Origin of the sequence: Gilliamella sp. wkB308, from assembly GCF_001690185.1 — a bacterium.
GTDB classification, from domain to species: Bacteria; Pseudomonadota; Gammaproteobacteria; order Enterobacterales; family Orbaceae; genus Gilliamella; species Gilliamella apicola_I.
In genome coordinates this window covers 38334-53280 of the sequence record NZ_LZGN01000022.1, presented here as the reverse complement: position 1 = coordinate 53280, position 14947 = coordinate 38334, and the positions used below count along the sequence as shown (strand labels likewise).

Sequence of the window (14947 nt, the reverse complement as noted above, 5' to 3'; positions counted from 1 at the left end):
GTCGTCTTATTGATCTAACAAATATTGAATCAACATAGCAACCGGTCGCCCTGTCGCACCTTTGCTTGCACCTGATTTCCATGCTGTACCCGCAATATCTAAATGTGCCCAATGGTATTTTTGAGTAAACCGAGATAAAAAACAAGCCGCTGTAATCGTACCACCATCACGCCCACCAGCATTAACAATATCGGCACACGTTGATTTAATCTGATCTTGGAAATCATTATCCATTGGTAAAGCCCATGCTTTATCATCCGCTTTATTGGATGCATTCACCAATTGGGATACTAACTTTTCATCATTTCCCATAACGCCCGTATAATGATGCCCTAAAGCCACAATACAGGCACCGGTTAGCGTTGCAATATCAATCACCGCTTTTGGATTAAATCGCTCAACATAAGTTAGTGTATCACACAAAACTAAACGACCTTCTGCATCGGTATTAATCACTTCAACCGTTGTACCTGACATTGTCGTTAAAATATCGCCAGGACGATAAGCATTACCATCGGGCATATTTTCACATCCAGCCATAACACCCACCACATTAATTGGTAAATTTAATTCTGCTACAGCTTGCATTACGCCATAAACAGTCGCTGCACCACACATATCGTATTTCATTTCATCCATACTTGCAGCTGGTTTTATTGACAAACCACCGGAATCAAAAGTTAATCCTTTACCAACTAAAACAATAGGTTGCGCTTTTTTGTCTTTTGCACCGTTATATTCGATAACTGTCATTATCGATTCATTCTGTGAACCTCGACCTACAGCTAAATAAGCATTCATACTTAATTTAGCGAGCTCTTTTTCACCTAAACATGTCGTTTTCAATGATTCATAGGTTTTATCGAGCAATTTACCTTGTTCTGCTAAATATTTTGCATTACAGATATTTGAAGGCATATTAGCCAGCGTTTTTGTAGCCAATATAGCATCAGCAATAATTTTACCCTGTTGTAAATTGCAACTAATCGATTGCGTTTGTTCTTTATCACCATAAATCAAATTAACTTTAGCAAGATTCAGTTTGGTTGCTTTTTCAGTTTTGAATAGATCAAAGTGATAGGTTATATCGTTCACAATTTGCGGTAATTGTTTTGCAATGATTGAACTATAAGCAGTATTGACTGTTAGTAAATCCCAAGTAACGCTCTTAATATTTTTAGCAACTAACTCTTTTACCACATTTTGAATCATTTTTTTGGCTTTAGAAAAGTCAAAATCTTTACATTTGCCACAGCCAACCAATAATAATTTTTGTGTAAAACCAGTTATACAAGGGTACAACAGAGTGGTTTTTCCTAATTCACCACTAATATCACCACTTTTAATAAGTTGGCTAATCATGCCATGAGTCAATTCATCGATTTCATTAACAATGTCTGATTGTTTCTTACCTGAATCTATTGAAATAACTAAACATTCTGTTTTTTGATTCGTTAAAGTATGACTGTTTTTGATTAAGAATTCCATAATGTTTCTCATGTAAAAGATAATGCGAATAGTAATATTTTATCGATTCATCATGGGATAGCAACAAAAAGATAACTAATTACTCTTATTTCAGTTTATAATAATTAGATCTGAAAAAACGTTTAATTTTGTATAGGTAAAATGTGATAATTCGTCGATATTTAGTTAAAGAGACATTGAAAACACAAGGTGCTATTTTGTTTATTTTGCTCCTTATTTTCTTTTCTCAAAAATTAATTAAAATTTTATCGAGCGCGATCGAAGGAAATATTCCTCGTGATTTAATCATGCCCTTGTTAGTCTTGGGTATTTCTAATATGGCTGATTTGATTTTACCATTAAGTCTTTTTTTAGGGGTGCTTATTACATTTGGTCGCTTATATTCAGATAGTGAAATGGTTGCTATGCATGCCTGCGGCGTGAAAAAAAATGTCACTTATCAAGTCGTTTTTTTACTATGTATCTTCACCTGCTCGTTAACAATGCTAAATACTTTATGGTTCGGGCCTTGGTCAAATATCAAACAAAGTCAATTAATTGAAAATGCCAAATTAAATCCAAGTTTAGCGGGATTATTATCAGGACAATTTCAACAAACTCCAGACGGAAATTCGGTCATCTATATTGGTAATGTCAATAATAACAATTTAGAAAATGTATTTATCGCTAAAGTCAAAACCAAAGATAACGAAAGACCTTCGATCATAATTGCGAATAAAGGCAAAACCGGTCATGACAAAGAAGGCAATCAAATTATTACGTTAGAAAGCGCCAATCGTTACGAAGGAAACATACAATTACAAGATTTTCGTATATCAAATTTTCATAATTATTTGGGAATTATTAAACCTAAAGAATTAGATATGAATAGTGATGATGAAAAAATTGATGTACAACAGCTTGGATTAACTGAATTGCGAACGCTGAAAACGCCCAAAACCAAAGCTGAATTTTATTGGCGGTTAACACTGATTGTTTCTGTTCCATTAATGGCTTTTTTAGTTATTCCACTGAGTGTCACAAATCCAAGACAAGGTAGGCTTTCGCAAATATTACCCGCTTTACTGCTCTATTTGGTCTATTTTCTGTTAGCCAGTTCAATAAAAGCAAATGCTGGAAAAGGCCGTATGGATGCTGAATTTTGGTTTTACCTAATCAATATTACCTATTTTATTATTGCATTGATATTAAATTGCTGGGATAGCATCTTCATGCGTAAACTTCGTCTAAAATTCAGTAAATCATAAAGGGGAAAAAGGTGTTTTCGATTTTAGATCGCTACATTGGTAGAACAATTTTAAGCTCTATAGGTCTGAGCCTGTTTTTACTTATTAGCTTGTCAGGAATTATTCGTTTTATTGATCAACTCAGAAGAATAAAAGGTGATTATGATGCTTTTTCAGTTGGTATATATACGGCCTTAATGACACCTAAAGATCTGGAAACTTTTTTTCCAATGGCAGCATTGTTAGGCGCCCTAATTGGATTAGGGTTGCTGGCATCTCGAAGTGAGCTTATCGTTATGGAAACATCTGGTTTTAGCCGTTTTAAAATTGCTAAAGCCGTTATGAAAACGGCTATACCATTAGTAATTATTACTATGGCAATCGGTGAATGGGTAGCCCCTGAGTGCGAACAAACTGCCCGTAATATGCGTTCAGTAAAAATATATGGCAATTCGTTATTAGCTGAACAAGGTAGTTTATGGGCAAAAGATGGAAACAATTATATCTATATTGGTCGTGTGAATGACGATAATTCCATTAACGATATTTCGATTTATGCGACAGATAATAATCAATTATTGTCCATAACCCATGCTGATTATGGCATATTTAAAAAAAATGAATGGACATTAACGCAAGTTGAAAAAAATGATTTTAGTGATCCGGTTAAAGTAAATGGGACAAATCTGATGTCCATGAAATGGGAAACCAACATTACGCCGGATAAATTGAACATTGTTGCTTTTGATCCTGACTCGCTTTCCGCTACAGGACTTTATAAATATTCACAATATCTGCACAACTCGGGACAAGATACGAGCTATTATGATTTACTTTTCTGGAAAAAAATCATAAAACCGGTCTCAGTTGCTGTCATGATGTTACTTGCCCTATCGTTTATATTTGGCCCACTGCGAAGTGTGTCAACTGGTGTTAGGGTCATCATCGGCATTAGTTTTGGGTTTATTTTCTATATCGCCGATAACTTATTTGCTCAAATGAGTATTGTTATTGGTATCTATCCAATCATAGGATCGTTAATAACCAGTTTTGTTTTTTTACTGATAAGTTATGCACTATTTAAAAGAAGAAATTAAACCAACACACCATTAATGTTTGTTGACTTTATTACTTACCATTTAACGCCTATCATTCAATAAATGAATGATAGGAAATCAGGATTTATGTTTTTCAAAAAGGGATAAATATTCCCCATATCCCTCTTCGTCCAGTTTATTAACCGGAATAAAACGTAAAGCTGCAGAATTAATACAGTAACGCAATCCACCTAACGCTTTAGGCCCATCATTAAAAACATGCCCAAGGTGAGAATCCCCTTTTACAGATCGGACTTCAGTTCTATGCATACCATAACTATTATCTGCTTTTTCAAGAATATGATGATCATTCACAGGACGGGAAAAACTTGGCCAGCCACACCCAGAGTCAAATTTATCGTAAGAAGTAAATAAAGGTTCACCGGATACAATATCGACATATAATCCTTCTTCATGGTTATCATTAAACTCATTTTCAAACGGGGGTTCTGTGCCATTTTGTTGCGTCACATGATATTGCATAGCGGTCAATTTAGAAATGGCTTGTTCTTTCGTTAGTTTATTCATAAGTCACCTAATAGCGAATATTGAAGAACTTAATTAGCAAAACAGCTTTTAAAGCTAACTATTTTGCCAACATTGATTGTAAAACTTTATCTTTAAGCCAAAAGTAATGATATAAAGCCCCGAGAATATGTACCAAAATTAATACGGCTAACAAATATGAACTGATTAAATGTGTGCTATGGAAAAACAGATAAAATTCATTTGGCATATCGATAGCAGGGATGGAAACAAGACCAAAAACATTGAGCGGACGACTACTCATCAAATACCCAGATAGCGGAGCAATTAACAGAAAAATATAGATAAAGCCTTGAGTGGATTTTGATAAAATTCGCTGTAATCTTTGATGTTTATCTAAAACCTCTGGGATACCATATTGGATAATTACTTTAATACGCCATATTGTTACAATGAAGACTAAAACACCTATTGATTTATGTAACAAATAGATATTTGGCATTCCTCCCAAAAAATGAGACAGAATGATCTTAAACATAATCAGTAAAAACGCTAATATAACTAACACTGCTGATAGCCAATGTATTAATTTTTGTTGACTACGATACTGAGGGTAATCTTGCATAACTTACTCACTTTTAAGTTTAGATTTATCTTGCCAATGCTGTGACAAAAATGACGAGCGCCCGGACAATTGATAATAACGATTGTAATGCTGTGACTGTTTTTTATAAAAGTCTTGATGATACTCTTCAGCCGGATAAAAAACGACGGCGGGTTCAATCGCGACTTGAATCGGGTGAGTAAAACGACCGCTTGCCTCTAACTCTTTTTTCGATTCCAGTGCTAAATTATGTTGGAATTGATTATGATAAAAAATAACCGGACGGTAAGAATCACCTCGATCAGCAAACTGACCATGTTGATCCGTAGGATCAATTTGTTGCCAAAAAATATCTAATAACTTTTTATAACTGATTTTCTTGGGATCAAACGTAATTTGAACAGCTTCAGTATGTCCTGTATCACCTTGACATACTTGTTCATAGGTAGGGTTTGCTACATGGCCACCCGTATAACCCGACACCACACTAATAACACCTTCGTATTGATCGAACGGTTTGACCATACACCAAAAACAACCGCCGGCAAATGTTGCTTGCTCATATTGTTGCATAATAATCTCCAATAAAAATGATTTTAAAAGACACCCCTTGAAAAAGCTTAAAAAATCACCATTTCACAAGCTAACCATCTCAGTTTTAGGAGGATCGAATATGGCTAGTGGTTGGGCATCTGACGATGCCGTTAATCAACAAATTGAAAGCACCATTGCTGATGCTATCGAAAATGCTAGACGCCAACTTAAACAAGGTGCTCAAAGTGCTGATTTCTGTATTGAATGCGGTGATCCTATTCCAAAAGCACGAAAGCTTGCATTACCTGGCGTACAATATTGTTTAAACTGCCAACAAGAACTGGATAAACAGTCTGCTAAAGCGGCGATTTTATATAATCGTCGAGGCAGCAAAGACAGTCAACTTCGTTAATATTTTGTTTATTGCCTAATTATTAAATTCATTGGATGTTGAAATCTGAAAATCGGCAACTATTTGGATTTAACAAAATCGTTATCTTATAAAAGATAACACGTTTTGCGCTTATTAACACCTTTAAGTTAATCACTTTTTTAGTTCAGCTTACATGTAAAGATAGAGATTAAAAAAGGATTAGAGCGTTACTGATTTTATCATGCAGCTTTCACAAGTAGAAAAACAAGCAACGCTCCTTTTTTTATACTCTTAATAACCAAAACACATAAATAGTGAATGTATTTTAGCAATGCTTGTCTACTTTTTTTTATCCGGATGAGGATCTTTTACTGAATCGCCCTGTCCTGAAACAATATACCAACCATTTTTGATATGAGGTTTTTTGTTATGATCCGGACATGGTGGCAAGGATTTTTTACTTTGATTGGAAAAAGTATAACCGCAATCAGCACACTTATAGGTGCCTGCTGAAACATCACTACCGTATGAAGCAAATTTTTGTACCATTATTAGCTCCTCGTATGTTATAGGTTAGTGATAAGCACATTACTTATCACTATTATATATAAACGTCTATCAGTAAAAAATCAAGTTTAGATTTGATTAATTTACAATCCAACTGACAATAATTTTCTCATTAATTTTTCAAAAATCAGTTATAATAAAACCTGCATCTCAAGAAAAAACACGTTTTTAACAAAAATTCTTCATATATTAGAACTCACTAAATTTAATCTCGACCATTTAAATTTAATTTTTTATTTCTCTAAAAAGGCATGGATCAATGCCACTTAAAATAACTTTTTAATTTGGAGGTTGGAAATGTATTTACTACAAATGGCACCGAAATTTTTACTTGCACTAATCATTTTACTTATTTACGTGAAACTATCAGGTAAAAGTCAAATTGCCCCAATGTCTCAGTTAGATCAGGTTGGTAGTATGGTAATCGGTGCGTTAGTCGGGGGAGCTTTACTCAGTCCAACCGTTTCAGCTTGGGAAGCCGCTGGTCTTGTCGCAATTTGGGCAGCGTTATTAATTTTAATTCGCTTTATAAAATCAAAAAATTCTCGATTAAGAGATGCGATTGACGGTGAAGCAATACAATTAGTTAAAAACGGAAAATTATTAACAGATAATTTTGCCAAAGCAAACTTGCCTGTACGTGATTTTGAGACTTTAGTGAACATACAAGGAATATCCTCATTTAGTCAATTAAAACAAGTTTGGTATGAATTAAATGGTTCGCTAACCATTATTAAAAAAGGTGAAAAAGATATTGCTGAACTGATCATCGAAAATGGCTGTATTAGTCAAGATAATCTTGAACAACTCAAAAAAGATGAAGATTGGCTCATGCAGGAAATCCATAAACAAGGATATGAAAAAGTCGAAGACATTTTTTGTGCAGAATGGTTTGATAATAAACTCATTATCTACCCATATGATAAAACTGAAGATAAGTCAGCTTAAAACTCACTTAAAAAAATAATCACCTAATTAAATTAACTTTAACTAATTAAACCTGCTAGTTAAAGTTAGTTAATTGTATATTGGGATCCACAATATCTTCTATCGTGTACTTTTCAAGCTCTTTCAAAAATGCTTCTTTAGCATCCGAAAGATAGTATTTTAAACGACAAGCAGGACTGATATGACAAAATGATAAACTGCAATTAAGAAGATTTAGCGGTTCTATTTGTCTAACCACAGTACCAATATTAATCTGTTTTTTTTCTATTTTTAATTTAATGCCACCATTTTTTCCTTGCTTGGTTTCGACATAACCTAATTTACTTAAATTATAAACGACTTTAACTAAATGATTTTTAGAAATTTTAAAATAATGACTAATATCTGCGATACTGACTAGCTGATCACCATTTACCGTGGATAAATAAAGAAGCACACGTATACTGTAATCGGTAAAACTTGATAATTGCACTGATTTTTCCTATCTACTTAAAAAAACTTATCATCTCACATTATAGGCAATATCAATGATTAAATTAACCTTCTTTTTATGACTAATTGAATTTTTATTACCAAGTTAAAAACTAAATTATCATGGTGTTATCCTCATCAACAAAATGAGGATAACTTCCAATTTAAGTTGTGTTATGCTGCGCAATAATTTAGTATTTGATTCAGATCTTTACTGACTTGAGAAGTCATACGAAGATCAAATTTATCTTGTAAAATAGTCAATATATTGTCGGTTAAAAATTCAGGCATTGAAGGCCCTGCATAAATCCCCTTGATACCAAGCGATAATAATGTCAATAATATAACAATGGCTTTCTGTTCAAACCATGATAAAACTAATGTTAATGGTAATTCATTCACGCCACATCCAAAAGCTTCAACCAACGCCAATGCTAATTGCACTGCGGAATAAGCATCATTACATTGCCCAATATCAATTAATCGAGGAATACCGTTAATATTGCCGAAATTTTGCATATTAAATCGATATTTACCACAACCTAAAGTTAAAATAACACTATCATTAGGGACTTGATTTGCCATTTCGGTATAATAATGCCGTTCACTTTTACTGCCGTCACATCCACCAATTAAGAAGAAATGCTTGATATTGCCTGCTTTGACTTGTTCGACAACTGTTGGGGCTACATTTAATAAAGTATTACGTGCAAAGCCGACAGTAATAAAATGCTCTAATTCCGTGTAATCAAATCCGGGTTGATTCAACGCACACTCTATAACGGGACTAAAATCATCTGTTTCAATATGCGTGACACCTGGCCAACCTACCATGCTTCGGGTAAAGATGCGCTCTGCATAGCCTTTAGTAAAAGGATTAATAATACAGTTAGATGTCATGACGATAGCGCCGGGGAATTTAGCAAATTCTGTCTGTTGATTTTGCCAAGCTGTACCGTAATTTCCAACTAGATGTGAATATTTTTTTAATTCTGGATAAGCATGAGCCGGTAACATTTCACCGTGTGTATACACATTAATGCCTTTATCTTGAGTCTGTTCTAATATCAAACGCAAATCATGAAAATCGTGACCAGAGACAAGAATACATTTACCTGCAACAGGTCTTGTATTGACTTTAGTCGGGATAGGATCGCCAAATGTATTGGTAGCGCCGGCATCTAACATTCCCATTACTTTATAATTCAATTGTCCTATTTGCATGGATAATTGAAATAATTTATTGATATCAGATGGATTATCACCAAGATAACTCATCATTTCATGATATTCGGTATAAATATCTTGGTTAAATTGCCCTAAAACTGCTGCGTGTTCCATATAAGCAGCCGCCCCTTTCAATCCATATAGTGCCAATAAGCGCAGTCCAATGACATCCTTTCCGACTTTATCTTGGTCTTGCTTCAACATGACTAAAGAAGAAAAATCCAATAATTCTTGCTTAGTTTTAGGAAAATTTAATTGGGCTACATAGGTTAACGCAGGTAAATGTTCATTAAATTGTCGTACAGCAACTTTGGCAAGCTGTTCTAATTTTTGAGAATAGATATCGGCTTCTGCAAGATACGCCAACATTCTGTCTGCATCAAAATTCACATTAGTTAAGGTTGAGAAAAATGTTTGTGCACACCATCTATCAATCTGTCTATCCACAATGTCATGTCTACGACAAATGGCAGCCCAAAATGAAACCTTTTGCAAACTGGCGACTAAAACATCTTGAAGATCAGAAACTTCTGCTGTTTTACCACACATTCCTTTAGAATAACTACACCCTTTTTCATTTGATTTTATTATTGTTTGCTCACATTGAATACAAAACATTATTACTCCTGTTTTCTTTCCTCTTACTAAAACAGGTATATAAAATACATGTTTAAAATAAAAAAGAAAAGTGAATTTACCAATTTAATTTTTTTAATAATCATGAAAAATTTGAACTTAATATTAAAACTAAGTGTCATGATCTAATCATGTTATGCCACATAGAAGATAGACAGTTTGATAAATACAATTAAGGAATATTAGAACGCTTCGCTTATCTTAAGCCTAGCTAGAATGTTGTCTGATGAATTCGATAAATATCGGTTTTTGAGCCAGATCGAAAATTTGCTTTTCTATTTATTTCTTAAATAAAAAATTAAAATCATTTACTTATTTTTACTTAATTCAATAAGTTACATGTAAAAACATCTAATATTAATTGTCAAAATAAATTTGATTAAATGAGAAAAATCAGAAATAATGCTAAACCGATTATTTTAATCATGCATAATAATTGATTAAGTATTAATTGATATTCATGTCATTATAAAAAAGGTGAATGACAATATACTTAGACGGGTAAGCAGTTTGTTATAAATACAAACCATAAAATATGACATCATGTATGGCTTTACTCATTGAACAGAGGATTCAAATTAATAAATGACATCAAATGTTAATGGAGTAAATATCCTTGGTTGTTCCTCAAGTTGATCGAACCCAGTCAAATGACAAGTAATTGTTGTTATTTAAGCATCAATTTAATGCCATTAAAATCAAAAAATAATCTCAACAATAAAATCTTAACCTAGCATGCGTTAATCTATTAAGGAATAGAGGTTAAAATCTTAAAATTAATAAAGTTTTAACAGGAAAGAAATATGTTTACTGATTCAAACACTAAACAAATAAGTTTTTGTTTTCATACCCAGAAAAAAAAATTTATAAAATGGAAAAAATTAGCCAAAAAAGCTAATATGACGTTATCAGACTGGATTGTAAAAAAACTTAATTCAGACATCGATATTGTATTACGGGACATTGTTCTTCCTAATGATATCGAAAAAGATGACAGATGGCTGATAAAACTAACCATACCTTCTGTGATAAAAGGTTATTGGGTCTATTGTTCAAGAGAAAGGAAAATGAAATTAGTCAAGTGGATCACCAATAAATTAGATTCCTAATAAGGAATTAATCAAGACCAACGTTTATAGAATAATTCTATAACGCAACGATAAGATTATAGAGAAACAGACTAAAATAAAACAGAAATATGATAAACATTGAGCGGTTAATCAATTTTTTTTAATTTTCTATTGACGTAGAAATTAAGATGGGTAAAATGCACTGCATTCGAAACGCATTTACTTTTAACGAATTCGTTTTGAGCCCGGGTGGTGAAATCGGTAGACACAAGGGATTTAAAATCCCTCGGCCTTTTTGGCCGTGCGAGTTCAAGTCTCGCCCCGGGCACCACTTTTATCTTTCTTTTTTTATCCTTCTCTCATCGACTTATTTTATCACTGTATTAACAATACCTTGTACGCATGTTATTACTAACCTGTATCAACCTTTTACTAAAAAACCTTATCAATCATTTAATTAAAGTTGTTTTTTAGTTGTCTAATAAAATTCAATTTTTAGATAAGTCAGATTCACTGCCAGAACAAAAATAATATAATCATCCATACTGTTTTAATGGATAAGTAGCTAACGGCAAAGTATGCTGAAAAAATAGCGCTATAATTGAACTTTTTGGTGACAAGATTAGTTTAGTAAGGAAATGTTATTGTCGTGACTTTTATCTATGATATTCACAAGTCTAAAATGAATTTTTGCTTAGAACGCAGACCCAAGATTTTTGGGTCTGAAGATTAAACACTAAATGAAGAACCACAACCACAAGTCGTTGTTGCATTAGGATTATCAACCACAAAACGTGAGCCTTGTAATCCTTCTACATAATCAATGGTACCGCCAACTAAATATTGTAAACTCATGGGATCGATAACTAACGATACCCCATTTTTTTCTATGGCTAAATCATCTTCGTTTACTTTTTCGTCAAAAGTAAACCCATATTGAAATCCACTACATCCCCCACCTGTGATATAAACCCTTAATTTAAGATTTGGGTTTTCTTCTTCGGTGACTAATGCTTTTACTTTATTCGCTGCAGCATCAGTAAAGTTAATTGGTAAAGCATTGCCCATTTTATTCTCCTACTGTCTTAATCTGTTTATTATATACTGTGTAAAAAAGAAATTACAAAATGAAAAATTCTATTATTTAAATTTTTGTTTAGTTGCTTGAAATAAGTTTGAAACTATGAATAAATACCACCATATTTCTTCAAAGAGAATTCAACATATGTTTACAAAATCATTAAAATCCGAAATATTCTTTCATCAAGCTTTATCCGTTTTACCTGGTGGCGTGAATTCACCGGTACGGGCTTTTAATGGCGTGGGTGGAATACCCTTATTTATTGAACGTGCCAACGGTGCTTATATTTATGACGTTGATGAAAAAGCCTATATCGATTATGTAGGTTCTTGGGGACCAATGATTCTTGGACACAATGATCCAGACGTGGCTGATGCTGTCATTCATGCAGTTCGTAATGGACTCAGTTTTGGTGCGCCAACCGAAATTGAAACCAAAGTCGCCAATTTGGTCACTGAACTTATGCCATCGATTGAGATGCTACGCATGGTCAACTCAGGTACCGAAGCAACCATGAGTGCAATACGCGTGGCACGGGGTTTTACCGGGCGTGATAAAATCATTAAATTTGAAGGATGCTATCATGGTCATGCTGATTATCTATTGGTAAAAGCAGGATCAGGTGCCCTTACTTTTGGACATCCAACGTCACCCGGCGTTCCTAATGATTTTGTTAAGCATACTTTAGTGTGCGATTATAACAACCTTGAATCAGTTAAAAAACAATTTGAACAATACCCAAATGAAATTGCAGCGATTATTATCGAGCCTGTTGCAGGTAATATGAATTGCATCCCTGCTAAAAAATCGTTTTTACAAGGACTAAGAACACTTTGTGATGAATATGGGGCATTGTTAATTATTGATGAGGTGATGACAGGATTCAGGGTAGCACTAGGTGGAGCGCAAGATTATTATGACATTGTCCCCGATTTGACTTGCCTAGGTAAAATCATTGGTGGAGGAATGCCTGTGGGCGCATTTGGTGGACGTGCAGATATCATGCAACAATTAGCGCCAACTGGACCAATTTATCAAGCTGGCACGCTTTCAGGTAATCCTGTTGCCATGGCAGCCGGTTATGCAACCTTAACCAAATTGATGGATGTAGGTATTTATCAAGAATTAGAGGAAAAAACCAAAACGCTAACAAATGGACTTTTATCCGCTGCCAGACAGCATAAAGTTCCTTTTGCGGTCAATCAAGCGGGTGCGATGTTCGGAATTTTCTTTACAAATGCTTCCGAAGTAAGCAGTTATCAAGATGTAATGAATTGTGATATTGAATTATTCAAAAAATTCTATCATCATATGCTCACTGAAGGTGTTTACTTTGCACCATCAGCTTTTGAAGCAGGTTTCATGTCACTTATGCACACAGATAAAGAAATCAATCATACTATTGATGCAGCAAGTCGTTTTTTTAGTAAGATAAGTTAAATTGATGACACAAAGTTTTTGATACCATTAGCGAATTAAAATATTAAACTATTAACATAGGTAATTAATTTATGGTTAATCCACTTAAAGAAGGTGAAAAAGCACCTCAATTTTCGTTGCCTGACCAAGATGGAGAGCTAATAAGCTCTAAAGACTTTAAAGGTCAACGTATGTTAATCTATTTCTATCCCAAAGCCATGACACCTGGCTGTACAGTTCAAGCTTGTAATTTACGGGATTGTGCTGATGACCTCAAAAAATATAATGTGGTAATCATTGGCATTAGTACAGATAAGCCAGAAAAGCTATCAAGATTTTCAGAAAAAGAATTATTAAACTTTACGTTACTTTCTGATGAAAATCATGAATTATGTGAAGCTTTTGGCACATGGGGTGAAAAGGAGTTTATGGGAAAAACCTATGACGGCATTCACCGTATTAGTTTCTTAATTGGGACTGATGGAAAAATCGAAAAAGTCTTTGACGATTTCAAAACCAGTAATCATCATGAAGTGGTTTTAGATTACCTCAAAAACCACTCAAAATAGATATCCTAAAAGCAGATTAACCTAATCTGCTTTTACTTTATCTAAACTATTTATCTCACCCGGATTTGGCCAAGCATTAATAATTGCTTTGACTAAAGTGGCGAGTGGGATAGCAAAAAATATTCCCCAAAATCCCCATAATCCACCAAATACAATCACCGCTAAAATAATAACTAACGGGTGAAGATTCAATTTTTCGGAAAACAGGCAAGGAACTAACAAATTACCGTCTAAAGCCTGAATAAGCACATAAAAGAACATCAAATACCCAAATTCTGGACTGATTCCCCATTGGAACAGTGCAATAAGAATAACCGGAATACTTGAAATAATAATCCCAATATAAGGAATCAGCACCGAAAACCCAACAATCACGGCCAATAATAATCCATAATCTAAACCAAAAAACCAAAATGGAATATACACGCTAACACCAAGAATAAGAATATGCAAAACATTGCCTACAATATAGTTAGCAATTTGCATATCCATTTCCGCGGCGACTTTATTTAACACACCTCGATTTTTAGGCAGAATACGGGAACAATATCCCCATATTTTTGCTTTATCTTTCAAAAAGAAAAACATCATAATGGGTACTAGCACGGCATTTATTGCAACTGAAACAAGTCCAAACAGGGAAACAATCGAGAATTGTAATAACGAATTACCGGTTTGCACGACTCTGCTAGTGATACCTTGAATAATAGAATCAAATAATCCAACATCAATCAATTCGGGGTAATGTTCTGGCAATGATGTCAAAAACTTATTAGCAAAATTGAGCATGTTTGGAATATTGGTTATCAAACTAATACTTTGTTGCCAAACTAAAGGTACCAGAATCATAAAACAAGCTAAAACAACAAGCAGAAAAATGAGTAATACAATGATAACCGCAAAAGTGCGTGGAATGCCCTTTCGATGCAAAAAATTGACTGGTGTATCAAGCAAATAGGAAAGCACAATTGCAATGAAAACAGGTAAAAGAATTTTATTAAAAAAATATATAATTAAAAACAGGAAGACTAAAACCACTATCAACGATACCACATGCGGATCACTGAATCGTCTTTTATACCATTCCACAAACAATTTAAACATTGCAAACACTCCTATTTTGCTGTTTTATATTCGATTAAGTTTTGATA

The 14947-nt window shown here is 33.8% G+C and carries 16 protein-coding genes and 1 tRNA gene; 8 read left to right on the top strand and 9 right to left on the bottom strand.

The genetic code is table 11. The features are described from left to right. Positions 1–6 precede the first annotated feature (6 nt). Positions 7–1488 carry a leucyl aminopeptidase gene (locus A9G10_RS03115; RefSeq protein ID WP_065558223.1) on the bottom strand — a complete coding sequence of 494 codons (1482 nt, stop codon included), beginning with the start codon at positions 1486–1488 and terminating at the stop codon, positions 7–9. A gap of 143 nt (positions 1489–1631) precedes the next feature. On the opposite strand from A9G10_RS03115, the gene lptF reads away from it, so the two are divergent. Together lptF and lptG are read left to right on the top strand one after the other, a co-directional pair. Continuing rightward, on the top strand, positions 1632–2735 hold the full coding sequence (lptF, locus tag A9G10_RS03110) for an LPS export ABC transporter permease LptF (RefSeq protein WP_065558222.1): 1104 nt from the start codon (positions 1632–1634) through the stop codon (positions 2733–2735). An 11-nt stretch (positions 2736–2746) separates the two neighbouring features. Next, positions 2747–3811, top strand: coding sequence for an LPS export ABC transporter permease LptG (gene lptG, locus A9G10_RS03105; RefSeq protein WP_065558221.1), 1065 nt, complete (start codon positions 2747–2749; stop codon positions 3809–3811). A 78-nt stretch (positions 3812–3889) separates the two neighbouring features. Here lptG and msrB read toward each other — a convergent pair whose 3' ends face one another. Genes msrB through msrA form a run of 3 tightly spaced genes read right to left on the bottom strand, consistent with a single transcriptional unit; the run spans position 3890 to position 5474 of the window. Next, on the bottom strand, positions 3890–4339 hold the full coding sequence (gene msrB, locus A9G10_RS03100; protein ID WP_065558220.1) for a peptide-methionine (R)-S-oxide reductase MsrB: 450 nt from the start codon (positions 4337–4339) through the stop codon (positions 3890–3892). Between the two features lie 58 nt (positions 4340–4397). Then, the gene (locus tag A9G10_RS03095) at positions 4398–4922 is read right to left on the bottom strand and encodes a cytochrome b (protein WP_065558219.1); all 525 of its coding nucleotides are present in this window, start codon (positions 4920–4922) and stop codon (positions 4398–4400) included. Between the two features lie 3 nt (positions 4923–4925). After that, positions 4926–5474, bottom strand: coding sequence for a peptide-methionine (S)-S-oxide reductase MsrA (msrA, locus tag A9G10_RS03090; protein ID WP_065558218.1), 549 nt, complete (start codon positions 5472–5474; stop codon positions 4926–4928). A 100-nt stretch (positions 5475–5574) separates the two neighbouring features. Here msrA and A9G10_RS03085 point away from each other — a divergent pair, with 100 nt between their 5' ends. Beyond that, on the top strand, positions 5575–5847 hold the full coding sequence (locus tag A9G10_RS03085) for a DksA/TraR family C4-type zinc finger protein (RefSeq protein WP_065558217.1): 273 nt from the start codon (positions 5575–5577) through the stop codon (positions 5845–5847). A gap of 300 nt (positions 5848–6147) precedes the next feature. On the opposite strand, the gene A9G10_RS03080 is transcribed toward A9G10_RS03085, so the two are convergent. Then, complete coding sequence (locus A9G10_RS03080; RefSeq protein WP_065558216.1) at positions 6148–6357, bottom strand: hypothetical protein; 210 nt, start codon at positions 6355–6357, stop codon at positions 6148–6150. 315 nt (positions 6358–6672) lie between these two features. Here A9G10_RS03080 and A9G10_RS03075 point away from each other — a divergent pair, with 315 nt between their 5' ends. After that, complete coding sequence (locus tag A9G10_RS03075; protein WP_081298988.1) at positions 6673–7323, top strand: DUF421 domain-containing protein; 651 nt, start codon at positions 6673–6675, stop codon at positions 7321–7323. A 55-nt stretch (positions 7324–7378) separates the two neighbouring features. Here A9G10_RS03075 and A9G10_RS03070 read toward each other — a convergent pair whose 3' ends face one another. Both A9G10_RS03070 and hcp read right to left on the bottom strand, forming a co-directional pair. Then, on the bottom strand, positions 7379–7795 hold the full coding sequence (locus tag A9G10_RS03070; RefSeq protein ID WP_065558214.1) for an Rrf2 family transcriptional regulator: 417 nt from the start codon (positions 7793–7795) through the stop codon (positions 7379–7381). A gap of 173 nt (positions 7796–7968) precedes the next feature. Further along, positions 7969–9639 carry a hydroxylamine reductase gene (hcp, locus tag A9G10_RS03065; RefSeq protein WP_065558213.1) on the bottom strand — a complete coding sequence of 557 codons (1671 nt, stop codon included), beginning with the start codon at positions 9637–9639 and terminating at the stop codon, positions 7969–7971. 821 nt (positions 9640–10460) lie between these two features. Between hcp and A9G10_RS03060 the strand changes: the two genes are divergently transcribed. Next, the gene (locus A9G10_RS03060) at positions 10461–10766 is read left to right on the top strand and encodes a hypothetical protein (RefSeq protein ID WP_065558212.1); all 306 of its coding nucleotides are present in this window, start codon (positions 10461–10463) and stop codon (positions 10764–10766) included. Positions 10767–10970: 204 nt separating this feature from the next. Beyond that, positions 10971–11058: transfer RNA gene (locus tag A9G10_RS03055), tRNA-Leu, on the top strand. 398 nt (positions 11059–11456) lie between these two features. On the opposite strand, the gene erpA is transcribed toward A9G10_RS03055, so the two are convergent. Then, on the bottom strand, positions 11457–11795 hold the full coding sequence (gene erpA, locus A9G10_RS03050) for an iron-sulfur cluster insertion protein ErpA (protein ID WP_065558211.1): 339 nt from the start codon (positions 11793–11795) through the stop codon (positions 11457–11459). 157 nt (positions 11796–11952) lie between these two features. Between erpA and hemL the strand changes: the two genes are divergently transcribed. Both hemL and bcp read left to right on the top strand, forming a co-directional pair. Beyond that, positions 11953–13248, top strand: coding sequence for a glutamate-1-semialdehyde 2,1-aminomutase (gene hemL / locus A9G10_RS03045; protein WP_065558210.1), 1296 nt, complete (start codon positions 11953–11955; stop codon positions 13246–13248). 71 nt (positions 13249–13319) lie between these two features. Further along, positions 13320–13796 carry a thioredoxin-dependent thiol peroxidase gene (gene bcp / locus A9G10_RS03040; RefSeq protein WP_065558209.1) on the top strand — a complete coding sequence of 159 codons (477 nt, stop codon included), beginning with the start codon at positions 13320–13322 and terminating at the stop codon, positions 13794–13796. 21 nt (positions 13797–13817) lie between these two features. On the opposite strand, the gene A9G10_RS03035 is transcribed toward bcp, so the two are convergent. Further along, positions 13818–14900 carry an AI-2E family transporter gene (locus A9G10_RS03035; RefSeq protein WP_065558208.1) on the bottom strand — a complete coding sequence of 361 codons (1083 nt, stop codon included), beginning with the start codon at positions 14898–14900 and terminating at the stop codon, positions 13818–13820. Between the last annotated feature and the right edge of the window lie 47 nt (positions 14901–14947).